Annotated in this window: 18 protein-coding genes and 3 pseudogenes; 14 read left to right on the top strand and 7 right to left on the bottom strand. The window is 63.4% G+C overall.

Annotation, left to right across the window (positions count from 1 at the left end; all coding sequences use genetic code 11):
• The first annotated feature begins 54 nt into the window (after positions 1 to 54).
• From AXW67_RS00880 to AXW67_RS00845, 9 genes and pseudogenes are all read left to right on the top strand, one after another.
• Complete coding sequence (locus AXW67_RS00880; protein WP_063675901.1) at positions 55 to 924, top strand: branched-chain amino acid ABC transporter permease; 870 nt, start codon at positions 55 to 57, stop codon at positions 922 to 924.
• A pseudogene (locus AXW67_RS43570) lies at positions 921 to 2,105 on the top strand (branched-chain amino acid ABC transporter permease); the annotation flags it as partial. The gene AXW67_RS00880 and the pseudogene AXW67_RS43570, both read left to right, overlap by 4 nt.
• Before the next feature lies 1 nt (position 2,106).
• A partial coding sequence (locus tag AXW67_RS43565) for an ATP-binding cassette domain-containing protein (RefSeq protein WP_245315327.1) occupies positions 2,107 to 3,456 on the top strand: 1,350 nt, incomplete at its 5' end.
• Between the two features lie 16 nt (positions 3,457 to 3,472).
• Positions 3,473 to 4,282 carry a shikimate dehydrogenase family protein gene (locus AXW67_RS00870; protein WP_063675900.1) on the top strand — a complete coding sequence of 270 codons (810 nt, stop codon included), beginning with the start codon at positions 3,473 to 3,475 and terminating at the stop codon, positions 4,280 to 4,282.
• A gap of 5 nt (positions 4,283 to 4,287) precedes the next feature.
• On the top strand, positions 4,288 to 6,012 hold the full coding sequence (locus AXW67_RS00865) for an FAD-dependent oxidoreductase (protein WP_063676087.1): 1,725 nt from the start codon (positions 4,288 to 4,290) through the stop codon (positions 6,010 to 6,012).
• Between the two features lie 22 nt (positions 6,013 to 6,034).
• Entirely contained in the window at positions 6,035 to 7,762 is a 1,728-nt protein-coding gene (locus AXW67_RS00860) for an FAD-dependent oxidoreductase (protein ID WP_063676085.1), read from the top strand.
• Positions 7,763 to 7,779: 17 nt separating this feature from the next.
• Positions 7,780 to 8,394, top strand: a complete 615-nt coding sequence (locus AXW67_RS00855; RefSeq protein ID WP_063676083.1) for an NIPSNAP family protein — start codon at positions 7,780 to 7,782, stop codon at positions 8,392 to 8,394.
• 10 nt (positions 8,395 to 8,404) lie between these two features.
• A complete protein-coding gene (locus tag AXW67_RS00850; protein ID WP_063675899.1) occupies positions 8,405 to 9,235 on the top strand; it encodes a sugar phosphate isomerase/epimerase family protein in 831 nt (276 codons plus the stop codon).
• Positions 9,232 to 9,939: an SDR family oxidoreductase gene (locus tag AXW67_RS00845; protein ID WP_063675898.1), complete on the top strand. Its 708-nt coding sequence runs from the start codon at positions 9,232 to 9,234 to the stop codon at positions 9,937 to 9,939. Before AXW67_RS00850 ends, AXW67_RS00845 begins: the two co-directional genes overlap by 4 nt.
• Before the next feature lie 391 nt (positions 9,940 to 10,330).
• On the opposite strand, the gene AXW67_RS00840 is transcribed toward AXW67_RS00845, so the two are convergent.
• The 5 genes from AXW67_RS00840 to AXW67_RS00820 are packed head-to-tail and all read right to left on the bottom strand — an operon-like array spanning position 10,331 to position 16,611.
• The gene (locus AXW67_RS00840) at positions 10,331 to 11,176 is read right to left on the bottom strand and encodes an EamA family transporter (RefSeq protein WP_063675896.1); all 846 of its coding nucleotides are present in this window, start codon (positions 11,174 to 11,176) and stop codon (positions 10,331 to 10,333) included.
• A gap of 51 nt (positions 11,177 to 11,227) precedes the next feature.
• Complete coding sequence (locus AXW67_RS00835; RefSeq protein WP_051311039.1) at positions 11,228 to 11,902, bottom strand: TetR/AcrR family transcriptional regulator; 675 nt, start codon at positions 11,900 to 11,902, stop codon at positions 11,228 to 11,230.
• Between the two features lie 31 nt (positions 11,903 to 11,933).
• Complete coding sequence (locus AXW67_RS00830; RefSeq protein WP_063675894.1) at positions 11,934 to 12,782, bottom strand: sugar phosphate isomerase/epimerase family protein; 849 nt, start codon at positions 12,780 to 12,782, stop codon at positions 11,934 to 11,936.
• Positions 12,779 to 14,515 carry a hydantoinase B/oxoprolinase family protein gene (locus AXW67_RS00825; RefSeq protein WP_063675892.1) on the bottom strand — a complete coding sequence of 579 codons (1,737 nt, stop codon included), beginning with the start codon at positions 14,513 to 14,515 and terminating at the stop codon, positions 12,779 to 12,781. Before AXW67_RS00825 ends, AXW67_RS00830 begins: the two co-directional genes overlap by 4 nt.
• Before the next feature lie 11 nt (positions 14,516 to 14,526).
• Entirely contained in the window at positions 14,527 to 16,611 is a 2,085-nt protein-coding gene (locus tag AXW67_RS00820; RefSeq protein WP_063675890.1) for a hydantoinase/oxoprolinase family protein, read from the bottom strand.
• Positions 16,612 to 16,810: 199 nt separating this feature from the next.
• Between AXW67_RS00820 and AXW67_RS00815 the strand changes: the two genes are divergently transcribed.
• From AXW67_RS00815 to AXW67_RS00795, 5 genes are all read left to right on the top strand, one after another.
• The gene (locus AXW67_RS00815) at positions 16,811 to 17,791 is read left to right on the top strand and encodes an ABC transporter substrate-binding protein (protein ID WP_082907708.1); all 981 of its coding nucleotides are present in this window, start codon (positions 16,811 to 16,813) and stop codon (positions 17,789 to 17,791) included.
• 10 nt (positions 17,792 to 17,801) lie between these two features.
• On the top strand, positions 17,802 to 18,599 hold the full coding sequence (locus AXW67_RS00810; protein ID WP_063675886.1) for an ABC transporter ATP-binding protein: 798 nt from the start codon (positions 17,802 to 17,804) through the stop codon (positions 18,597 to 18,599).
• Positions 18,596 to 19,387 carry an ABC transporter permease gene (locus AXW67_RS00805; RefSeq protein WP_082907707.1) on the top strand — a complete coding sequence of 264 codons (792 nt, stop codon included), beginning with the start codon at positions 18,596 to 18,598 and terminating at the stop codon, positions 19,385 to 19,387. Before AXW67_RS00810 ends, AXW67_RS00805 begins: the two co-directional genes overlap by 4 nt.
• A 61-nt stretch (positions 19,388 to 19,448) precedes the next feature.
• Positions 19,449 to 20,522, top strand: coding sequence for a phosphotransferase (locus tag AXW67_RS00800; RefSeq protein WP_063675884.1), 1,074 nt, complete (start codon positions 19,449 to 19,451; stop codon positions 20,520 to 20,522).
• Positions 20,523 to 20,536: 14 nt separating this feature from the next.
• Positions 20,537 to 21,883, top strand: coding sequence for an aspartate aminotransferase family protein (locus AXW67_RS00795; protein ID WP_245315323.1), 1,347 nt, complete (start codon positions 20,537 to 20,539; stop codon positions 21,881 to 21,883).
• A 535-nt stretch (positions 21,884 to 22,418) separates the two neighbouring features.
• Here the strand turns inward: AXW67_RS00795 and AXW67_RS43560 are convergent.
• Both AXW67_RS43560 and AXW67_RS39980 read right to left on the bottom strand, forming a co-directional pair.
• Positions 22,419 to 22,751, bottom strand: a pseudogene (locus tag AXW67_RS43560) (hypothetical protein); the annotation flags it as partial.
• Between the two features lie 507 nt (positions 22,752 to 23,258).
• Positions 23,259 to 23,974, bottom strand: a pseudogene (locus tag AXW67_RS39980) (IS5 family transposase).
• Between the last annotated feature and the right edge of the window lie 120 nt (positions 23,975 to 24,094).

The raw sequence follows: 24,094 nt of genomic DNA, 5'->3' as shown, positions 1-24,094 counted from the left end.
GTCATTGCCAATGGCCGTGGCATCGTGCGTCGCGACCCAACAACGGATGACGCCATGCTCGATATGATCCTGTCGCAGGCCGTCAACGGCCTGGTGCTGGGCTTCCTCTATGTGCTGATCGCGATCGGCCTGTCGATCATCTTCGGGATGCTCGGCATCGTCAATTTTGCCCATGGCGCCTTCTTCGCGATCGGGGCCTATCTCGCCTATGCCCTGAACAAGGAATTCGGCTGGTGGGCCGCGCTCGCGGCTCCTCTGCTGACCGGCCTGATCGGTGTGGTCGTCGAGATGGTCCTGATCCGGCATCTCTACGGCAAGGAGCCGCTGCTCGGACTGATCCTGACCTTCGCGCTCGCGCTGTTGGCAGAGGCCGTGCTGCGGCTGGTCTTCGGCGGCGCGCCCGTGCCGTTCGCCGCGCCAAAGTTCCTCGCAGGCTTTGTCGAATATGGTCCGATCCTGATCACGAAGTACCGGATGTTCGTGCTGGCCACAACAGTCCTTGTGCTCGTGCTGTTCTGGGCGTTTCTCGCCTACACGCCCTATGGCCGGATCATCCGTGCCGGCTCGCGTGACCCTGAAATGGTCGGGCTGCTCGGCATCAACCTGCCGATCGTCTTCACCGGGGTGTTCAGCATCGGCTGCCTGCTCGCCGGTCTCGGCGGATTGCTGGCGGCGCCGCTCTGGACCATCACGCCGTCGATGGCCGCCGGCGCCATCATGCCGGCCTTTGTCATCGTGACCATCGGCGGTCTCGGCTCCTTCCTCGGCGCGATCGTCGCCGGCCTTCTCGTCGGCATCACCACGGCCATGACCATTCAGTTCCAGCCGGAATGGTCGGGAGCCGCCATGTACATCCTGATGGCCGCCATCCTCTTGATCCGCCCGCGCGGGCTGTTCGGTGAACGCTGGGAGAGGTTCGAGTGATACATCTTTCTGCGCTACGTCATCCGGCGGTCGTCGCCGCCCTCGTTCTGGCCGCGCTGACCGCGCTCTGGTCGCTGCTCGGCTCGCCGATCTCGCTGATCACGCAAATCGCGATCTACACGCTCTATGGCGCCGGCGTGAACCTGCTCGTCGGCTATACCGGCCTCGTGCCGTTCGGCGCATCAGTGTTCTTCGGCTGCGCGAGCTATGCGGCGGCCTTCTTCATCCTCGGACGCTACGGCAACGACCTCGTCTCGCTGCTGTTCGCAACCGTATTCTCAGCCCTGCTCGCGCTCGCGATCGGAGCCATTATCCTTCGCCGCAAGGGCCTGTATTTCTCACTGCTCACCCTCGCCTTTTCCCAGATTGCGTTCGAGATCGCGTTCAAATGGACGGCCGTGACCGGCGGCGAGAACGGACTGCAGAGCGTTCACCGCACGAGCTTCACCAGCGCCTGGTCGTTTCACGTCTTCGTGGTGGCGGTCACCGTGGCCTGCATCTGGCTGCTGCGGCGGATCGCGCACTCCCCCTTCGGCCGCGTTTTGCAGGCGATCCGGGACAATGAACAGCGCGCGAGCAGTCTCGGCTATGACGTTCACCGCTTCCGTCACGGCGCGTTGATCCTGACCGGCACCTTCGTCGGCCTCGGCGGCGCGTTGCTGACCCTGATGCTGGAAGGCGTCTACGCCAACAACCTGAGCTGGCAGCATGCCGGCGATTCCCTGCTGATGACCGTGCTCGGCGGCGTTCACCACGCCCTCGGGCCGCTGTGGGGTGCCATTGCCTTCATCCTGCTCGAAGACCGCCTGTCGGCCATCACAGAGAACTGGTGGCTGGTGTTCGCGCCGATCCTGATGCTGTTCGCACTGACCTCCCCGGAAGGCATGCAGGGTCTCTGGCAGCGGCTGTTCGGCCGCCAGCGCTGGACGCTCGTGAGGCCCGATATCCCGCCGCGCCCTGCCGTGATCGCCCCTTTTGCCAGCAGCGCCGCCGGGTTTGAGCGCGGCAAGCTGTTGCTCCAGACGCTCGGGCTCAGCAAGAATTTCGGCAGCCTCGTGACAGCCAAGAGCATCGACCTCGAGGTCCGCTGCGGCGTGCTTCATAGCATCATCGGACCGAACGGCGCCGGCAAGACCACGTTCTTCAACATGCTGTCCGGCGCGCTGAAGCCGAGCGGCGGGNGGGCGGATCGTGTTCGACGACACCGAGGTGACGCAGCTGCCGATGCATGCGCGCGCCCGCCTCGGCATCGGCCGCTCGTTCCAGATCCTGTCGATCTTTCCGAACCTGACCGTCTTCGAGAATGTCCGCGTCGCGGTGCAGGCCCAACGCAAGGGATCGGGCCGCCTGCTCACCGATGCCTACGCCCTGGACACGATCAACGCCCGGACATGGTCGATCCTCGATGCCGTCGGCCTCACCGACGTCGCGGCCGAACAATGCGTCAATCTTCCGCACGGTGCCAAGCGGCTGCTCGAGATCGGCATCACGCTTGCGATCGATTCCAAGCTGCTGCTGCTCGACGAGCCGCTGGCGGGACTTGCAGAATCCGACCGCGTCATCGTTGCCGACCTGATCAAGAAGCTCGCGCAGACTCACGGCGTGCTTCTGATCGAACACGACATCGACCGCGTGCTCGCGATCTCCGACCGCATCTCGGTGCTGCACCAGGGACGCATGATCGCCGACGGCAAGCCTTCGGAAGTCGCCGCCAACCCCGACGTGATCGCAGCCTATCTCGGAGCCGCCAAGGACGGTGCGCAGGCCGCGCCTCCGGCGATCGAGCGAATCGCCCGTGCCCGCGCCGCGGTCCTGCTCGAGGCTATCAGCGTCTCCGCGGGCTACGGCGGCAGCACGGTGCTCGAGGCTGTCGACCTCACCGTGCACGCCGGCGAAGCCGTCGCCCTGCTCGGCCGCAATGGCGTCGGCAAGACGACGCTGCTGCGCAGCCTCTGCGGGACGCTGACCATCAGCAACGGCGATATCGTGTTCGAAGGCAGGCCGCTTGCACGCCTCAAGCCCTACGAGATCAACCGGCTCGGCATTTCGCTAGTGCCGGAGGGACGCAGGCTGTTCCCCAACCTGACTGTCGCTGAAAACCTGCAGCTCGCTGCGCGTCCAGGCGGCCTCGGACTGGATGCGGTGTTCGAGCTGTTCCCGCGCCTGCGCGAGCGTCGTTCCGCCAAGGCCGAAAGCCTGTCCGGCGGCGAACGCCAGATGGTCGCGATCGCGCGTGCGCTGATGGTTCCGAGCAAGCTCATCCTGCTCGACGAGCCCTTCGAGGGCCTCGCGCCAGCCGTGGTTAAGGAGGTTATGGATGCGCTTATCAAGCTGCGCGGCAAAGTGGCCATGGTCATTGTCGAGCACCATGCGGAGCTCGTCCTTCCCATCGTCGATCGCGCCTATGTGCTGGTGAATGGCCAGATCGCCTTCAGCGGCGATGCGGCGATCCTCGAGCGCGATCACGAATTGCAGGCCCGGCTGCTCGGCGTCGTCCAGACCGAAGCGGCTCGGGCCCGCGGAGCGGCTTAACAACAAGAGAAAAAAGATGCTCAGCCTGAACCTGACCGGGGCAACCCGCCTCAACATCATTGTCGGTGACCCTATCGCACAGGTGAAGTCGCCCGGCGGCGTCACCAAGGCCTTCGTCGATCGCGGTTATGACGGAATTCTCGTCCCTGTGCAGGTCGACGGGGCCCACCTGAAGGGCCTTCTGGCCGCAGCAATGGAGATCCGCAATCTCGACGGCATCATCGTGACGGTGCCGCACAAGTTCGCCTGCTTCGAGTTCTGCGCCAGCTCCACCGAACGATCCCGCCTGCTCGGATCCGTCAACATCATGCGCCGGCGGCCCGAAGGCGGCTGGCACGGCGACATCGTCGACGGGCTCGGCTTCTTCGGCGCGGTGCGCGCCAATGGCGGCGATCCCGCCGGCAAGCGCGCGCTTCTGGTCGGCGCCGGGGGCGCCGGTTCGGCCATCGCCATGGCCCTGGTCGAGGCCGGCGTTCGCTCGCTGGCGATTCACGACAACGACGTAACCCGCCGCGACCAGCTGATCGCGAAGCTGACGACCCTGCGCCGGGCCGAGATCCATGCCGGTTCTGCCGATCCATCCGGCTTCGATCTGGTCGCCAATGCAACTCCCCTTGGCATGAAGGCCGGCGATCCGCTTCCGGTCGACGTGTCGAAGCTCAAGCCCGGCACGTTCGTCGGCTGCGTCATCACCAGCCCAGCCGTCTCCCCGCTTATCGAGGCGGCGCGGGGTCTGGGCTGCCCGACCTCGACCGGCATCGACATGTATAATGCGCTGCAAAGCTCGATGATCGACTTCCTGCTTACGCGCGACGGATCAAGGTGAGCGCCATGTTCAAAACTATCGACGCAATCTCACAAAGCGCGCGCTACGACCTCATCGTGATCGGCTCTGGCGCCGCCGGCATGGCCGCCGCACTGTTCGCGGCGATCGAGGGCCGCAAGGTCCTCGTGGTGGAGCGCACCGAATATGTCGGCGGCACCAGCGCGCTGTCGGCCGCGACCACCTGGATGCCGAACTCGCATCATTCCAAGACCGTCAATCCCGACGACAGCCGGGAGAAGGTCCGCAAGTTCCTCGACGGCGTGGTCGGCAACCATTCGCCCGCGGCGATGCGCGAGGCATTCCTGGACAGTGCGCCTGAGGCGGTCGCAACGCTCGAGGCCAACAGCGAGGTCAAGTTCCGTCCCTATGCGACCCATCCCGACTACGAGCAGCAGTTCGAGGGCGCGACCATGCGCGGCCGCGCACTCGAACCGGTCCCGTATGACGGCCGCGGCCTCGGCGCCGATCTCGACAAGATTCGCCCTCCAATTCCGGAGTTCACGATTTTCGGCGGCATGATGGTCGATCGCACCGACATCGGCCACCTCCTCGCTATCAGGAAGTCGGCACGCTCCTTCGCCCACACGGCAAAGATTCTCGCGCACTATGCCGGTGACAGGCTGAAGGGCCGGCGCGGATCGCGGCTGGTCATGGGCAATGCATTGATCGGCCGCTTCCTGGCGTCGTTGAACGCCCGCGGTGTGGACATTCTGCTCGGGACCGAAGTGCAGGACCTCGTGACCGAAAACGGCGCCGTCACCGGCGTGAAGCTCAGCTCGGGCGGCACAATGCGGCAGGTGTCGGCCGCTTGCGGCGTCGTACTGGCTGCCGGCGGGTTCAACAGGCATCCGCAGCGACGCGGAGAGTTGCTGCCGCAGGGCGAGAGCCACAGCCCGTCGGCACCGGGGCACACCGGCGCCATGCAGGACATCGCGTTGCGTCTAGGCGCGCGTCTCGGCGAAGGCAATCTCGACAGCGCTTTCTGGGCTCCGGTCTCGATCCGGCGCCGCGCCGATGGCAGCACCGCGAGCTTTCCGCACTTCGTCATGGACCGAAGCAAGCCCGGCACCGTCTGTGTGGACCAGATGGGACGGCGCTTCGTCAACGAATCCGTCTCCTATCATCTGTTCGCGCGCGCGATATTCGAGCACAACAAGACCGTGCCTTGCATCCCCTGCTTCATCATCACCGACGCGGTCGGGCTGAAGAAGTATGGCCTCGGCATGGTGCGCATGGGAACGAGCAACATCGCCCCCTATCTCGCCGACGGCTACCTGACCGAGGGCGCGACGGTTGCAGAGCTCGCCCGCAAGATCGGCGTTCCCGCGGCCAACCTCGAAGACACCATCGCCGCGATGAACCGCTATGCCGCAAGCGGCAAGGATGACGAATTCGGCCGCGGCACCACGCCCTATCACCGGGTCAACGGTGACGCCGCAGTCGGCCCCAATCCGACGCTCGGCCCGATTGCGGCTCCCCCTTACTACGCAGTGCGTCTCTACCCCGGCGATATCGGTGCTGCGACCGGGCTTGTCATCGACGAATGGGCGCAGGTGATGCGGGCCGACGGCCGTCCGATCACGGGCCTCTATGCGTGCGGCAACGAAGCGAACTCCATCATGGGCGGGACCTATCCCGGACCGGGTATCACCATTGGCCCGGCCATCACCTTCGCCTATCGCGCCGTGCGCCATGCACTCGGCGATGCACAAGCGCGCAACGCTGCCTAAGCGGGTCGAGAGACAGACCTTCATGGATAACGGTCAACGCCTCGACTGCGATCTGCTCGTCATCGGCTCGGGCGCCGGAGGCCTGTCTACGGCGGTCACCGCCGCCGTGCTCGGCCTCGACGTCGTGGTGGTCGAGAAAGAGGCGCAGCTCGGCGGCACCACCGCCTGGTCCGGCGGCTGGATGTGGATTCCGCGCAACCCGCTCGCGCTGGGCGCCGGCATCGTCGAAACGTATGACCAGCCGAAGCGCTATCTGAACAACGAGCTGGCCGAGGGATATGACCAGACCCGCATCGAGATGTTTCTCGATCAGGGCCCGCGCATGGTAGATTTCTTCAGTAACGAGACGCAGCTTGCCTTCATCGACGGCAATGCCATTCCGGATTTTCACGGCAAGACACCGGGCGCAGCAACCGGCGGACGCTCGGTGTGCGCCGCGCCGTTCGACGGTCGCGCGCTCGGTCCGCGCGTCCGGGATCTCAAGCCGCCACTCGACGAGACTTCGCCCTTCGGCATGGGAATCGCTTCCGGTGCAGATTTGCGGCACTTCCTCAACGCGCGTTCGTCGCTAACCTCGTTCCTGCACGTCGCACGCCGTCTTGCGCGTCATCTGCTCGACGTGTTGCGCTTCGGTCGCGGCATGCATCTCGTCAACGGTAATGCGCTGATCGCGCGACTGGTGAAATCCGCCGACGATCTCGGCGTCAGGATCATGACATCAGCTCCGGCACAGACGCTGCTGTCCGAAGGTCCTCGCATCGCCGGCGCCCGAATCGTCCATGACGGCGCACCGCTCGATATCCGCGCGCGGCGCGGTGTCGTCCTCGCCTGCGGCGGCTTCCCGCACGACACCGCACGGAAGGCGGTGATGTTTCCGCACGCACCGACCGGCCGCGAGCACTGGTCGGCGGCGCCGGAGAGCAACACCGGAGACGGCATCCGCCTCGGCGAGATCGCCGGCGGGCGAACGCGAACCGACCTATCCGACAACGGCGCCTGGGCCCCGGTGTCGCTGGTACCGCATCGCGACGGTTCGGTCGGACGCTTTCCCCATCTGATCGAGCGCGCCAAGCCGGGACTGATCATGGTGCGGGCCGACGGAACGCGCTTCGCGAACGAGGCCGATTCCTATCACGACGTGATGAAAGCGCTGTTTGCCGCCACGCCCGTGGGGCAGCCGGCTGAGGCCTGGGCCATCTGCGATGCGAAATTCCTCAGGCGCTATGGGCTCGGCCGCGTTCGGCCGATCCCGTTCCCGATCACACCCTGGCTGCGCAATGGCTATTTGAAGCGAGGCGCGAGCGTGGAGGCGCTAGCCGGCGTCTGCGGCATCTCCGTTGCAGGATTGCACGCAACGATCGACCACTACAACAGCTTCGCGGCGCGCGGCGAGGATCCTGCCTTCGGCCGCGGCGACACGCCCTATAATCGCGTGCAGGGCGAAATGGCGCATCAGCCAAACCCGTGTGTTGCCCCGATCGAAGCCGGCCCGTTCTACGCCGTGAAGATCGTCGCCGGCAGCCTCGGCACTTTCGCAGGCCTTAACACTGACGAGCACGCCAGGGTGCTCGATGCCGAACACAAGCCGATCGACGGCCTCTATGCCGTCGGCAACGACATGGCGAGCATCATGGCCGGTCGTTACCCTTCCGGCGGCATTACGCTCGGTCCGGCCATGACGTTCGGCTACGTCGCCGCTCACCACGCCGGTGGAATTCCGCTCAAGAACAACAGGTCGGCAGCCGCATGACCGCAAGGAGAGACAACATGCTCTACGAGATCGCAACGCTGACGGTGAAGCTCGGAACAGCGGCAAAGGCCGTGGCAGGAATTGGCGAGTATGTCGGATCATCCAAGGCCAATGGCACGTTGCTCGGCTGCTGGGCCAGCGAGATCAGTGAGCTCAATCAGCTCCTGGTGCTGCGTTCCTTTGCGGATCACGAGACCTGGCGCAGCGAGCGCGAACGGGCGCTGCGTACGTCCAATCCCTTTGGCGCGGGCGACGCCATCAAGCAGATGAATTTCGACACCTATGCGCCGTTCCCGTTTCTGCCGCCGGTCGTGCCGGGCAAGTACGGCAGCGTCTACGAAGTCCGGACCTATCGGCTTAAGCATGGCGGTGTCGCGCCGACGATCGCCGCTTGGGAAGCTGCGATACCCGAGCGCGTCAAGCTATCGCCGCTCGCGATCGCCATGTATTCGCTCGACGGGCCGCCGCGCTTCACCCATATCTGGCCGTTCGCGAGCCTCGACGCGCGCGCCGCGGTGCGCGCCGAGTCCGTTGCCAAGGGTATCTGGCCGCCAAAGGGCGGGCCGGACTGGCTGACCGGCGACATGCGCTCGATCGTGGCGCTGCCGACAGCGATCTCGCCGCTGGCCTGAGGCGATCGCCATGAGGCACATTTATTCGCTCGCCTATCTCACTTCAGTGCCGATGGCGCCGCCCGACGCCGTCGTGCTGGCCAACAAGCTCGGTTACCAGGCAATCGGGGTTCGCATCGCGCCCGCGGCGCCGGGCGGCGACTTCTCGCCGCTCGCAACCGACGCTGCGATGCTGCGCGAGACCTTCCGCCGGATCAACGACACCGGCGTGCCGGTGTTCGACGTCGAGATCGCGCGGCTGGGTGCGGATTTCAAACCCGATCACTTCGCTTCGTTCCTCGAGACCGCCGGCCGGCTAAAGGCGCGAGCCATTCTGGTCGCCGGTGACGATCCCGACGAAGCGCGCCTGACGGAGTCGTTCGCCGCGTTCTGCCGCGCCGCTGCGCCTTATGGCCTGACCGCCGATCTCGAATTCATGCCGTGGACCGCGGTGAAGAATGCAAAGGCCGCGCTGCGTATCGTGAGCAATGCCGGTGAGCCGAACGGCCGGATCCTCGTCGACTCGCTGCACGCCGCACGCTCGGCCACCTCGCTTGAGGACATTGCAAGCCTGCCGCGGCAGCTCCTCAGTTATGCCCAGCTCTGCGACGCGCCGGCCGGCATTCCCGCAACCAACGAGGAACTGATCTACACCGCCCGATGTGCCCGGCTGCTGCCGGGCGACGGCGGCATCGATCTGCGCGGAATCGTGCGCGCATTGCCCGGCGATCTGCCGCTCAGCCTCGAAATCCCGAATGACGAATGGCTGCCGAAACTCGGCGCGGAAGAATGGGGCCGGCGTGCGCTTGCTGCGGCCCGCCGGATCGTTGCCGAGGCAGCGGAAGGAAGAGTGACAACATGACCGGCTTCGATTTCTCATCGCGTGTCGCTGTCATCGCGGGCGGCTGCGGCGGCATCGGCCAGGCGGTTCGCGCCCGGCTGGCTGCTGCCGGCGGAACCGTGGTCGTCTGGGACCTGGCCGACCAGGCCGACGAACGCGTCGATCTCACCAGCGAGGCCGGCGTCGATGGCGCAATGGCGCGCCTGCTCGACCGTTTCGGCCGGATCGACGTGCTGGTCAATGCCGCGGGCATCACCGGCCCCACGGTCAGTATCGAGCATTACAGCCTTGCCGATTGGAAACGCGTGCTCGACGTCAACCTCACCAGCACCTTCCTGTGCTGCAAGGCGGCCATCGCGCCGATGCGACGGCAGAATGCCGGACACATCGTCAACCTGGCGTCGATCGCCGGCAAGGAAGGCAATGCCGGCATGACGGGCTACTCCGCGGCGAAGGCCGGCGTGATCGCGCTCACGAAATCGCTCGGCAAGGAGCTTGCGAGCACCAACATTCGCGTCAACGCCATCGCGCCGGCCGTGATCGCCACCGAGCTCGTCAAGCAGATGTCCGAGGACACCTACTGGAACGTGCTGGCCAAGATCCCGCTGGGCCGCGCCGGCCGTCCGGAGGAGGTTGCCGCCATGGTCGCCTGGCTCGCCTCCGACGAGTGCTCGTTCTCGACCGGCGCCGTGTTCGACCTGTCCGGAGGACGAGCAACATATTAGGCGAGAGATCACCGAGATGAGATGTCGCGGCTTCTTTGTTTGTGCGCATCGCCCGATCTCACGCGGACATCACACGTCACCTGACAAAGACTGCTGATGCTGGCTGTTACAGGATTTTTCTTGATCTCCCGGTGCACACGTCGTGCACACGCCGCCTTCTAACCCACTGAAAAGCTTAAACTCTCACTCCAATCCATCATGGGCAAGCTTGAGCTAGTCAGAGCCTCCCGCTGACGGTTTGAGACAAGGTAAGGAAAAGCGCGAGGGCTTTGTCGCCTGCGCCCCACGCTGATGAGCTGAACCGCTAGCCTCACCAAGAGTAAACATGCTCCGCAGTCCCGTCTTTAGGTCACGCCGCAGTAATTGCTTTCGACGAAAATATTTCTTTCGATCAAGATCGGCGTATCGACAATCCAATCGAGGAAAACACCAGCGCTATGCCGATAATCTGACGCAGACCGAGCGTTTCGCTCAGGATTGCTGCCCCCAGAACGAGCGCAACAACCGGACTTAGAAAGGCGAGCACCGAGGCACGGCTTCCGTACAACTGGACCCCGCCGATCCAGAGCCAGTACGAAAGCGCGGTCGCAAAGACGATCAAATAACCGAGTCCAGGCAGGCTTTGCGGTCCCCAAACCGAGGGCACGCCTTCGATCACCGAAGCGATCGGCAGCAGAAGAACGCCGGAAATCAGCAGTTGCCAGGTCGTCATTTGCAGCGGTGTGGCAAGGCCGCGCCAACGCTCCATCAACACAATACCGAACGCCATCGAAACAGCGGCTCCGATACCGGCCAGGATTCCGACGGCGTCGAGAGACAATCGGCCGTCCAACAACATCAGCGCGACACCCAGCACGCCGATTGAGGCAAGGATGAACTGGCGCAGGGTTGGGCGACGCCCCAGGACGGGCCAGGCAATGAAGGCGACCAGCAGCGGCTGGCAAGCCGCTAGTGTTGCGGTGATTCCGCCGGGCAGTCGCGCTGCGCTAACGAGCAACAGCGCGAAGAACAACCCGATGTTGGTGATCGCCAGGGTCGTGACTGGCAAGAGAATCTTCACAGACGGAAGGGAACGAACCGCCACGAGCAGAATGAGCCCCGCTGGCAACGCGCGCAGAGCTGAGATCAGGATCGGGTGGTCCGTGGGCAGCGTTCTGCTGAAGACAATATAGGTCGTTCCCCAGAGCATCGGACCGAATGCAGTGGCAACGATCCGGCCGGTCTGGCGGTCAGTCATACCGGTCCCCGCGGTTCACACAATCGAGTCGGGAGGCGGCGTCGTATCCGTTCAGGACCCGCGCGCGAGGGCCGGCGTCCAATCGCCCGGTTCGGGTTTCCGCATTAGGTAGCTTATAACCATATCGACGAGATGGGCCTGCCGCCGCTCGATGTTCTCGGGCGCCCCCAGCTTTCGCTTGAAGAGGATGGATAGCGTGTGCTGGTTCGACAGGTAGAAATATCCCAGCGCGGACATAGAGATGTACAACTCGACAGGATCGACGCCTTGGCGAAAGATTCCCTGCTGGACCCCGGCTTGCAGAATTTCCCGCAGGTTTTCCGATAGCTTGTCGTACATCGTCCGGATGATCGTTGATTTGACAATGTGCTTGGCGCGATGCAGGTTCTCGGTATTCAGGATCACGATGACGTCAGGCTCTTCGACGAAGACCCGAAAAGTGTTCTCGCACAAGCGGATCATAGCATTGAGTGGATCGAGGCCGTTGACTGACACGTCGCTCTGACGCCTGCGCAAGGTCTCATAGGTCCGCTCAAGAATGCGGATGTAGAGGTCCTCTTTGCTCCGAAAATAGTGGTAGAGCAGATTCTTGCTGATCTTGGCCCGCTCTACGATGGCGTCGACACGGGCGCCATCGAATCCGCGGCGCGCGAACTCGACCTGCGCTGCCGCGAGGATCTTTTCCTGCGTTCGGATCGAATCTCGGATAGCGGGTTTTTCCGCCATCTGCCCTCCACCATTTCAACCGACAATGCGCTCAGCACGGAGCCTTCTGTCTTCCACCGACCAGCGGCGCGCAGCGGTCGACCGCCACGGCAACTGTTTCGTCACCATCACGAAGCCACCAGTCGAACTTGGAAAACAGTTCGATCTCGAACGGCCCGTCGTAACCCATGTCGTCGAGAACCGCTCGGTAAGCCCCAAAGTCGACTACACCATCGCCGACCATGCCTCTGTCATGGTATACATCGCGCGTCGGCACAAGCCAGTCGCCCAGATGGAACGTCAGGATATTTTCCGGCCCCGCCTGGCGCAGCCCCGGCACGAACTCCGGATCCCACCAGCAGTGATAGGTGTCGGCGACGATTCCTGTTCCCTTGCCAAGCCTGCGGCAAATGTCGAGGCACTGAGCAAAGGTGTTCAGACAGGAGCGGTCCGCGGCATACATCGGGTGCAGGGGCTCGATGCCCAGCACCACGCCGACCTCCCGCGCATAGGGCAAAAGGTGCTCCAGCGCGCCAAGCACACGCGACCGGGCCGCGGGCAGATCCTTTTCACCGGTCGCAAGACTTCCGGGAACGACAACCAGAGCCGTCGCGCCAATCTCGGCGGCCGCGTCGAGACGCCTGCGGTTTTCCGCAAGTCCGGCGTCGAAGCCGGCGCGATCCGCAATATTGACCCACGCGCTGGTGCAAAGGCTGGGTACGAACAGACCCGCATCGCGGATCAGCCTTGCGCCCTGACGGATGCCACAAGCGTCCAGATATTCCGTCCAGACACCGATGCCGGCGACGCCCTGCCGGGCGTAGCCGTTCACAGCCTGTTCGAGGGTCCAATCCCGTGTCGTGATCTGATTGATCGCGAAACGACGCAAGTCAGCCATCATGCCACCTCCGTCTGCAGGTTGCGCAGGTCCGCGGTGGCCTTTTTGTCGATCCGACCATCCTTGATGACGACGCGGTAGTATTCGCTGGCGAATTCCGGCGTGATCTTGCCATCAAGCGCGTCATCCAGCACCGCCTCCAGCGGGCGCCTCATCGGATTGCCATAGCCGCCGCCGCCCGCCTGCTCGTGCCGGATGACGTCGCCGCGCGAGACGTTGCGCGTCACCTTGCTGTCCAGCAGCTCGAACTTGCTGCCGCCCACGCTGAGCAGGTTGCGCGAAGCCGCTCCCTCGTTGCCGCCGAAGAGACCGTAAGGGCGATGCTGGTAGCGGTCCGATCGCAGCTGCATCACCGCATCTTCGGCCAGAAGGCGGTACTGCCGGACGACCCCCAGCCCGCCGCGACGCTCGCCGGCGCCGCAGGAGTCGACGCGCAGGGCATACTCCTCGATCCGGATGGGATAGGTCGATTCCATCAGCTCGACCGGCATGTTCGACATGTTCTGCGAGGGATTGGTGATCGCGTCGATGCCGTCCTTGGTGGCGCGCGCTCCCAGCGCGCCATTGATCATGTCCACCATTACGAACGGCAGCCGCGTCACCTTGTCATAGCCGCCAAGGCAGACGACCGAGTTTCCACCCTCGCCGGCCGCCGCAACGCGTTCGGGAACGATCTGAGCCAGGGCGCCCAGCACCGCATCGACGACACGATAGCCGGTCAACGCGCGCGCCGCGACAGGCGCCGGGAAGTGTGGGTTCAACAGCGTACCGAGCGGCGCCGACACGTCGATCGCACGGTAGACGCCGGAGTTGTTCGGCACCTCGGCGTCGAGAACGCAGCGGATCGCCAGATAGCTCGCGGACTTCACGAACGACAGCGTCGAGTTGATCGCCCCCTTCACCTGAGGCGAACTGCCGCTAAAGTCGACATCGAGGTGGTCGCCCTTCACCGTAATCGCCACCTTGATCGGGATCGGCGCCTCGTCGAAGCCGTCACCGTCGATGTAGTCGGTGAACTCGTAGCGTCCGTCTGGCCAGTTTGCGATTTCGTTCCGGGTCAGACGCTCGCCATAGTCCAGGAAATCGCCCAGGAAGCGGTTGAACGCAGGTGCGCCATATTTGTCGACGATGCGCAACAATTCCCGCTCGCCCATGGCGCAGGTTGCGAGTTGCGCCTCGAGATCGCCGATCACCAGATCCGGCAGGCGAACATTCCGCCCGATGATCTCGAAAACGATCTCGTTGCGCACGCCACGATCATAAAGCTTGAGCGGCGGAAGACGCAGGCCTTCCTGGAAGATTTCCGTCGAGTCGCTCGCATTGGAGCCGGGCACGCGGCCGCCGACGTCGCAGTGGTGGCAGATCACCACCGAAAAGCCGATCTGCTCGTCGCCATGGAAGATCGGCTTGAACATGAAGATGTCCGGCAGATGCATGCCGCCCTCGTACGGATCGTTGAAAATGATCACATCGCCGGGGTGCAGATCGCCGCCGAAGCGCTTCAGCAGCGCATCCATGGCATCCGGAACTGCGCCGAGATGCAGCGCCACGGTCTTCGCCTGCGCGAGGATACGACCCTTGGCATCGCACATCGTGGTCGAGTAATCGAGAACGTCGCGGACGATGGGCGAACGTGCCGTTCGCATCACCGTGTAGGCCATGTCATCGACAATGGATTCGACGGCGCTTTTCAGAACGGCGAAGGTGATCGGATCGTGAGCGGAAATCTCGGCCATGGCTTCGTTCCTCAGGACAGGCGAATATGGAGGTTCAGGAAGTCGTCACGCTCGACGCTCGCCATGGGCGGCACGACGACGGTGCTGTCGTTGGCTTCCAGAATGACCGGACCGGTCAGCTTGCGCGGCGAACGGGTGCGGTCGTAGATCGGCGTATCGATCCAGCCCTCGGCCTTGCCGAAGTAAACCTTGCGGCGCGCAACGGGCCCTGCCTCTTCAGATCCGGCCGCCGACAGTTGGCGAAAGTCCAGGCGGCCCTGGCGCAGGCCCCGGCCAGTCATCCGGAGGCTGACGACTTCGACGGCATCCGAGGAGACATAGCTGTAGATCGAGCGATAGGTCTCAAGGAACGCGGTTCGCACCGCCTCGGGATCGAAGGGCTCCGCGAACGGAATGGCCAGCGACATTTCTTGCCCCCGGAACCGCATGTTGGCCTCGGGCAGGAGCTCCATCGCCTTCTCGGGGATGCCTTCCTCGCGCAGGTTGGCAACGGCCTGCCGGCGCAACTCGTCGGTCACGGCCGCGAGATTGTCGAGATCGACCGTCTCCACGACGCCGCCGATCGGAGCCGTGAAGTAGCGTTCGACGTCTCCCGACAGCATGCCCATTGCCGTGAACACCCCCGGGGTCGCAGGGATCAGCAGGCTGGTCATCGACAGGAGCGAGGCGATGGCGGCGGCATGGACGGGGCCGGAGCCTCCGATGGCCACCAGTGTAAAGTCGCGCGGGTCGACGCCCCGCTCCACGGTCACCGCACGAATGGCGCGCGCCATGTTCGCGTTGACCACTTCGCGCACGCCATAGGCCGCCTCGCTGGTGCTGAGGCCAAGCTGGCTGCCGATCTGGTCGACGATGGCTGCCTCGGCGGCCGCCTTCGACAACCGCCTCGCACCACCCGCGAGCTCTTCCGGCAGATAGCCCAACACCAGGTTGGAATCGGTCACGGTGGCCTTGTCGCCACCGAGGCCGTAGCAGGCCGGACCGGGATCGGCGCCGGCGGAAACGGGTCCTACCCGGATCAGGCCCGCACTGTCGAGCGCCGCGATCGACCCAGCACCGCTGCCGACTTCGGCAACGTCGACGGTCGGAACGCTCATCATGTACCCACCGGCCTTGATGAAGCGACTGGGCGTCGAAATTCCCGCCCGGAATTCATACTCGCTGACCCGGCTCAATTCGCCCTCACGCACCAGCGACGCTGAAGCCGTGGTGCCTCCCATATCGAAGATGACGAGGTTTTTCTGGGCCAGCGCTTCGCCCAGACGCGCCCCGCCGACGGCCCCCGCGGCACGCCCCGAGGAAATGAAGAACACCGGCTTGGCGCAGGCCGTCTCCGCCGAAGCGAGCGCTCCGTTCGAGTTGCTGACCAGGAGCGGCGCATCGATGCCGAGGCTCTTGATGCCGTCCTGCAAGCGCTCGAGGTAAGCGGCCAGCACGGGGCCGACATAGGCATTCACAACCGTCGTGCTGGTTCGCTCATATTCCTTCGCTTCCGGCAGGACCGAGACCGATGTGGTGATCTGGACCGCAGGAAAGCGCTCGCGGATCAGCGCCTCAGCGCGCTGCTCATGGGCGGGGTTGCGATAGCTGTTCAGCAGGCAGATCGCGATGGATTCGACGCCCGCCTCGACAAGCGTGGCGGCCGCGGCAATGACGCCGGCCTCGTCGAGCGGCTCAATGACGCTGCCGTCGGCAGCGATTCGCTCCTTGACCTCGAGGCGGTAGCGGCGCGGGATGAGCGGCAGCGGCTTGTCCCACTGCAGATCGAACATGTTGGGCGTGCGCAGCCGCCCGATCTCCAGCACATCGCGGAAGCCGGCGGTCGTGATCAGGCCGGCTCTGGCGCCCACCTTCTGAAGCAGCGTGTTCGATCCGACGGTCGTGCCGTGCACGATCTCGCTGATGTCGCTAGCGGATATCCGTGCGCCCGACACGAGATGCGAGATGCCGGTGATGACGGCCTCCTCGGGTGCGCTGGGTGTCGATGGAACCTTGGCGTGATGCAGGCGGCCATCGCCCTCGATCATCACTAAATCCGTGAACGTCCCCCCAATGTCGACACCGATCCGAGCGGTCCTGGTCGCCGAAATCGCCATGCAAGCCATCCCTGTTGAACTAATTGGTTAGTTCTGTATCATGGCGCACACAGAGCCGGCAACGTAATTTTTTAGCAGAAAATGCCTGAAATTCAGACTTTTCGATCTCGGCTCTTGCTTGTTATCTAACTAATAGTACAATTCGCCATTGAAATAAAAAGGGCGGATGGCCAACCCAGCCCACTTCTGGAGAGGACAAATGAGAAATATGCGACTTCTGTCATCGGCCGCGTTTGCGATGCTTTTGGCCTTTGTCGGGCCCGTCCTTGCAAACGAGAAGCTGACGGTGCGGCTAGACTTCTCGCCCTGGGGAAGTCACGCCGCGATGCACCTCGCGCAACAAAAAGGCTGGTTCAAAGAAGCTGGACTTGATGTCGATGTTCAGGACGGCCGGGGCTCCGCTAACACCCTACAGCTCGTGAACGCGGGCCAGGCAGATGTCGGACAAATTCAGCTCGGCCTCGTGCCCGCGGCCCGCCACGGCGGCGCCAAGGTCAGGGCGATCGCGGGGTTCGACAGGCGCACCGACCTGTGTGTGCTCGTCGACAAGGACGCGCCGATCCAGAAGATCGAAGACCTCAAGGGCAAGAAGCTTGTCGTTTTCGCCGCCAGCCCATGGGCGCCCTATATCGACACGTTCCTCGCCGCCGGAGGGCTCGACCGCAACAACACGACGATCGAATTCGTCGATGCCGCGGCGCTGTGGGGCACCTACACGTCGCGACGCGCCGACGGGCTGATGTCGACGGTCGCTTCGGCCCTGCCGCTAGCGCAGGCTGCCAGACCGTCAAAATGCCTGACCGCCGACATGGCGGACCTCTATTTCCCGAGTTACGGGCTGATCGCCTCCGACGCGACGATCCAGAAGCGCGGCGACACACTGAAGAAGCTGATCGCAGTCGAACAGCGCGCATGGGCCGAGATCGCCAAGAACCCCGATCTGGGCGTCAAGGCCATGCTCGCCGAGCGTCCCGACGCGATGCTCAACCCCGACGTCCTGCGCGAGCAGATCAAGCTGACCATCGAATACTTCAATACCCCGGCCACCGAGGGAAAGCCGATTGGCTGGCAAGCGACCGAGGACTGGGACGCCGCGCTGAACGGCATGGAGCGCGCCGGCGTCGTGCCCGCGGGCTGGAAGGCCAGCGACTATTTCACCAACGATCTGGTCCCGCGCTAACGAGGTCGCCATGAACATGATAGCCAATCGGATCGCCGATACCTATCTGCAGGTCAGAGGCGCGGGGAAAACCTACCCCTCCAAGCATGGCTCGGTCGTCGCGCTCAGCGACATCAACCTGGATGTGCGCCTCGGCCAGTTCAACAGCATCGTCGGTCCGAGCGGCTGCGGCAAGAGCACTTTGCTCAAGTGTATCGCTGGATTGGAGAACATCACTTCCGGCAACATCACCGTGTCGGGCAAGCCCCTGATCGGTCCGCCGGACCGCATGGGCGTGGTGTTCCAGCGTGACGTGCTGCTGGACTGGCGCACCATTCTGGACAACGTGCTGCTGCAGGCCGAATTTCTCGGCCACCCGCGCGAGCAGTACCGCGACCGCGCCATGCAGCTCCTGGAACGCTTTGGCCTCAAAGGCTACGAGAAACGGCATCCGTGGGAGCTGTCGGGCGGCATGCGCCAGCGCGCCTCGATCTGCCGCGCCCTGCTGTGCGATCCCGACCTGCTACTCATGGACGAGCCCTTCGGCGCGCTGGACGCGATGACCCGCGACGATCTCAATGTCGAGCTCGCGCGGATCTGGCAGGGCACCAACAAGACCGTGATTTTCATCACGCATTCCATCTCGGAGGCCGTGTTTCTCGCCGACCGGGTGGTGATGATGTCCCGCGGACCGGGCCGCATCGTCGACATGTTCGATGTCGATCTGCCCCGCCCCCGCCCGCTCTCCGTGCGCGAGACCGATCCATTCGGTGTCTATGCCCAGCGTATCCGCCACCACTTCGCCGAACTGGGAGTGCTCCACGAATGACCAACGGTTTCATCGCGAAGTTCATGCGCGACAGTCGATCACTGGACATCGTCCTCGTCCTGATCGGCTCGATCCTGCTCTGGGAGGTGGTCGTGCGGATCTTCAATCCGCCCGCCATCATCCTGCCCGCGCCCTCGGCGATCTGGGCGGCGTTCTTGCAAAGTCCATGGATATTCGTCCGTAATATGCTCCACACCCTGTCGACGACGGCCATCGCCTTCGCGATCTCCGTCGGACTGGGCGTGATCCTCGCCGTCGGCATCGTCCAGTCGCGGTTTCTCGAGCGCACGGTCTACACGCTGCTGATCGCCGTGAACTCGGTGCCTAAGGTGGCGCTGGCACCACTGTTCGTCATCTGGCTGGGTACCGGCGCCTCCTCGCAATTGGCTGTTGCGGTGATGCTGGCGATCTTTCCGATCGTCATCAATACCGTGCTGGGCTTGCGCTCGGTCGACCCAGACATGCTGAATCTCGCCAAAGCAACCCGGGCCTCAAAGTTCGACATCATTTACAAGATCCGAATACCCAACGCGCTGCCCTCGTTGTTCTCGGGCATGAAAGTCGGGATTTCGTTCGCACTGGTCGGGGCGATCGTGGGCGAGTTCGTGGCCGGTGGCCGAGGCCTGGGATTCCTGGTGCTGACGGCCCAGGGCCAGTTCGACACGACGCGCGTCTTCGTCTCCCTCGTGCTGCTCGGCGTCATGGGCACCATCCTGTTCTACGCCGTCGACGTCATGGAACGCATCGCTCTGCCTTGGCATACGTCGCAGCGCCAGCCGACAACTTGATCACGGAACGGGCGGGACGCATGCGTCCCTCCCTCGTACACGCCATCGAAAGCGATCCACGATGTCCTCTCCCAATCTGCTGACCGCTGGAGGGTTGGCCACACCGTTCAAGTCGATTGCCGTCGAAGAAGCGCTTGGTATTCTCAATGTCCACTTCGGTGCCGCCGGCACGCTCGATCGTTTGGCAACCGAAAAGGACGACACCTTCCGTCTGGCAACGCCCGCGGGAGAGCGTTTCATCGTAAAGTTCTCGAACCCGGATGAGGACCCGAATGAGTTGGCGCTTCAATCGGATCTACTCGATCACCTGGCAAGACACGACGGCGGCCTTCCGACGCCCCGCGTGGTGCGTGATCGCGATGGTGTGACCTTCTTCACGCACATCGATCGCCATGGCCAGCCACGTCTGGTGCGCATGCTGACGTATCTGGAGGGCACGCCGCTCGACCGCGTCGACATGACGGCTGCTGATCGCGCTTTGGTCGGCGCGGTGCTTGCGAAGCTGCGTCTGGCGATGGCCGACTTCAGTCATCCACACGACGAGCGCGAGATTGCCTGGGACGTCCAGCATCTGCCGAAGCTCGCCCATCTTCTAGGTGGCATTCGCGATCCCGAGCAGCGTAGGATGCTGGAACGCGGCCTCCAGCGCTTTCACGAGATCGAGGGCCTACTCAAGCAGTGCCGCCGTCAGGTCCTACATAACGATTTCAGCCGCTCGAACATCGTCGCCGATCGCGCCAACGCCAATTTCGTTACGGGCGTGATCGATTTCGGCGATGCCGTGCGAACCTATATCGCCGTTGACGTCTCGACCGCGTTGCTCAACCAGCTCGATGCTGGCGGCGACGACACAATGTTCGATGCGTGCCGCGACCTTCTGACGGGCTATCTGTCTGTCGCCGGCCTGACGAGCACGGAACTGGAAGTGCTGCCTCACCTCGTCATGGCCCGCGTGATCGCGCGCGCGCTGATCACCACCTGGCGCGCCGAACAATTTCCCGACAACGCCCGCTACATCATGCGCAACACCCACCGGGGTTGGAAGCAGCTGCACTACTTCCTCGAGCGGTCGCGCGACCACATCAGCGAGACATTCGCTGGGGCACCCGAAAAGGTCCGCCTGGAAAGCATCTGAAAGGAAGCACGATCATGAACGCGCCCACCAAGCCCAAGGTCAATGTCGGGATGGTCAACGGCTTCGACCCCAACAACATGGACGGTCTTGACGCCGCGCTTCAGGACAAGATCCGCAAGCGCCGCGAGCTGCTGGGACCGGCCTACCGGCTGATGTACGCCGAGCCCGTCCAGATCAGCCGCGGCCTCGGCACGAAGATGTGGGACGCGCAGGGCAACGAATACCTCGACGCTTACAACAACGTCGTCTCGGTCGGCCACTGCAACCCGCGCGTCGTCGAAGCGGTCCATCGTCAGATGCAGACGCTCTGCACCCACACGCGCTACGTCCAGGATGGTATCCTCGAGTTTGCCGCCGAGATCATTCCGACGTTCGGCGCGCCGATCGAACACATCATGTTCACCTGCACCGGCTCGGAAGCCAACGATCTGGCGCTGCGCATCGCCATGCACCAGACCGGCCGCAAGGGCATCATCATCACGTCCGAGGCCTACACGGGGAATTCGTTCCTGACAGCAGGGCTGTCCCCGTCGCTTGGCAAAAACTCCCCGTTGGGGACCTGGGTCCGCAGGATCCCCGCGCCGGATTCCTACCGCGTGCCCCCGGCACAGATCGCCGAGCTTCTCGTTCGCCAAGTCGCCCACGAGATCGCGGAGCTTGAACGACGGGGTGAAGGGATCGCCGCCTTCATCGCGGACTCGCTGTTCTCATCCGACGGCATCTACGCCAACCCCACAAATATCCTGCAGCCGATCACCGAGTTCGTGCACAAGGCCGGTGGCGTTGTTATCGCCGACGAAGTCCAGGCTGGCTTCGGACGGTCGGGCGACCGGCTGTGGGGTTTCCAGCGCCATGGTCAGACACCGGATATCGTCACCATGGGCAAGCCGATGGGCAACGGCTTTCCTGTCGCGGCCGTGGCTGTCCGAAGAGAGGTCATCGAGCGCTTCGGCAACGAAATGCGCTATTTCAACACCTTCGGCGGCAACACCGTGGCGATCGCCGCTGCAAAGGCGACATTCGACGTCATCCGCGACGATGGCCTGCAGCAAAACGCCGCCCACATCGGCGCGCTGATCCAGAACGGCCTACGCGAGATCGCCGCCGGCGATGACCGGATCGGTGACGTCCGCGGCGCCGGGCTCTACATCGCGGTCGAATTTGTGAAGAACAAGGCCACGAAGGAGCCCGATGCGACGACCGCGCTCGCCGTGGTCGACGAGCTCCGCAAACGTCGCGTTCTGATCTCGGCAACCGGCTATCACGCGAACTGCCTGAAAATTCGCCCTCCCCTCGTCTTTTCGGAGAGCGATGTCGATCGCTTGTTGACCCAAACGCGCGCTGTGTTGAGTAGCATCTGACCAATTCTCACGGAGCGGCGCAATCGAGCTGCTAGCAGAACCCCCGACATCATTCCTTCTCTGTGATCGGCAGAACACTTCGGCGTAAACCGAACACTGAGCGCTGCCCGCGAAGAGCACGACTAGGCCTCAAGTCGTACTTCGGCGCCCCATCCTTGCGGCCTGACTCTCCAACGCGTCGAAATTTGCGTGGGTCTCACAGCACGGAAAGAGCGACGATCCGCACCTGCTCTCGATAGATTTTTCTTGATCTCCCGGTACACACGTCGTGCACACGCCACCTTCTAACCGATTGAAAAACTTGAGCTCTCGATCCAATCCATCATCGGCCAATTTGAGTTAGCTAGCGCCAAAAAGACACAAACCCATCAAGCGTAGTCTCGCTCGCATTCCAAGCGCCGCAGATTGGCTTTGGCCTAGCTTTCGGTAATTGGAGATGATCAAAACGCGGCAACTGGAACCGCCCGAGAGTTGAGGCAAACCAGCCTTTCCGTGCCAACAAAAGCTAACTAACTTCTTCGGTACAACTGCCCTACGCCATGGCATCTCCGGCCGCCTTCGCTACACCCATCGGCGTATGGGGCCTTACGACAAACGCTGCATCACCGATCAATGCGACTGACCGGCCCGACCATGCGTTTGGCCTGGTAGTCGAAGATTCCTTGAATAGCCGGGCGAGGTTCGGAGCATTTGTGTCCCCGGACTCAGGAAGAAACCAAAGCGGTCAAGAAGAAGGGCCGTTTCGCCCACCAGCGCATTTTCGTCAATCAAGCCTCGCCATGCCACATAGCCCGCGAAGTTGGACCCAGTTCTCCGAATTAAGTTGGCGATGCGCCACAGAGCCTAGCTCGTCGGCGCCGATCATTACCGGAAGTTGACATCGAGAATTTAGAGGCCGACGAAAAGCGCCCGCGGTGGTTCCCCCTGAACGCACGAAGATCCTGGTCATGGCTCCGGTCCGAAAATCCGCACGCTAGAGCCGTCGCGATATCCGAATGGACAGCCCGGCCTTGGAGATTGGTACTGAGCGCCTCTTGGGCCGTGCTTGGTTGCCAGCGCGCAAGACTTGCTCCTACCGGAGGAAACGGGAGTAGAGCGGGCGAGCCGAGCGCCAGAGCGGTCAAATTGGATAAACGACCACGATTTTGTTCAATATCCGGGTGCTCGTGCCGAGCTAACGTCCCAATTGCCCCAGAGGCTGGAATGCCTCAAATCAATGTTCATGCTGGCATCGGGGCCTCTGAATGCCGGCTGGGCCGGAGCTTCGAGGCGTGGATATTCAGCCGAACCGTACAGCGACAGTTCTGCCCCCCACATCCGACACGGGATTAGTTTTCGATGCTTCTTGGCTTGATGCCCTAGGCGGTGTGGACACTTATCGCATCCATAGGACGATGGCAGCGAGAGTGACGACGGCTCGGTAATTTCGGGCGGTCTTTTCGAAGCGGGTAGCGACGCGGCGGAACTGCTTGAGTTTGGAGAAGCAGCATTCCACGAGATGGCGCTGGGCATAGAGATGTTTGTCGAGCGGATATTTGAGGGCGCGTGACGGGTTGTTGGGGATGACGGCGAGCGCCTTTTTGGCGGCGATGTCTTGGCGCAAATGATCGGCGTCATAGGCTGTATCGGCGATGACGACCTCGGCCGGCAGTCCCTCGATCAATGCGGCGGCCTGTGGTGCATCGCCCTTCTGGCCTGCGGTGAGCGTGAACCGTACAGGACACCCCAAGCCGCGAACGGCCATATGTATCTTCGTGCTCAGGCCGCCGCGCGAGCGGCCAAGCGCCTGATCTTCAGACCCCCTTTTTTCGCCCCGGCGGCGTGCTGATGCGCCCGGACGATGGTGGAATCGACGATCAGATATTCGAAGTCTGGATCATCAGACATCGCCTCGAAGATCCGCCACCAAACACCCTTGATGCTCCATCGACTGAAGCGCCGGAATACGCTGTTCCAGTCTCCGAACGCCTCCGGAAGGTCGCGCCAGGGAGAGCCTGTACGCACGATCCAGAGCACACCTTCCACGAACATCCGGTTGTCCCGCCCGGTCGAACCCTTCTGGTCGGGCCGGCCTATGATCAGCGGCGCCATGCGCTCCCAGGCCGCGTCGCTCAACACCAAACGATCCATCACACCCAAGGCCGCCTCCCAAAAAGAAGCCTTGAATCTGATTTGCTCTCAAAAGGGAATCCTTAGAGTCCACACCGCCTA

Origin of the sequence: Bradyrhizobium neotropicale, from assembly GCF_001641695.1 — a bacterium.
In the GTDB taxonomy this organism is placed as follows: domain Bacteria; phylum Pseudomonadota; class Alphaproteobacteria; order Rhizobiales; family Xanthobacteraceae; genus Bradyrhizobium; species Bradyrhizobium neotropicale.
The sequence above is the reverse complement of the archived record's forward strand: the minus strand, read 5'-3'. Positions and strand labels throughout refer to the sequence as shown.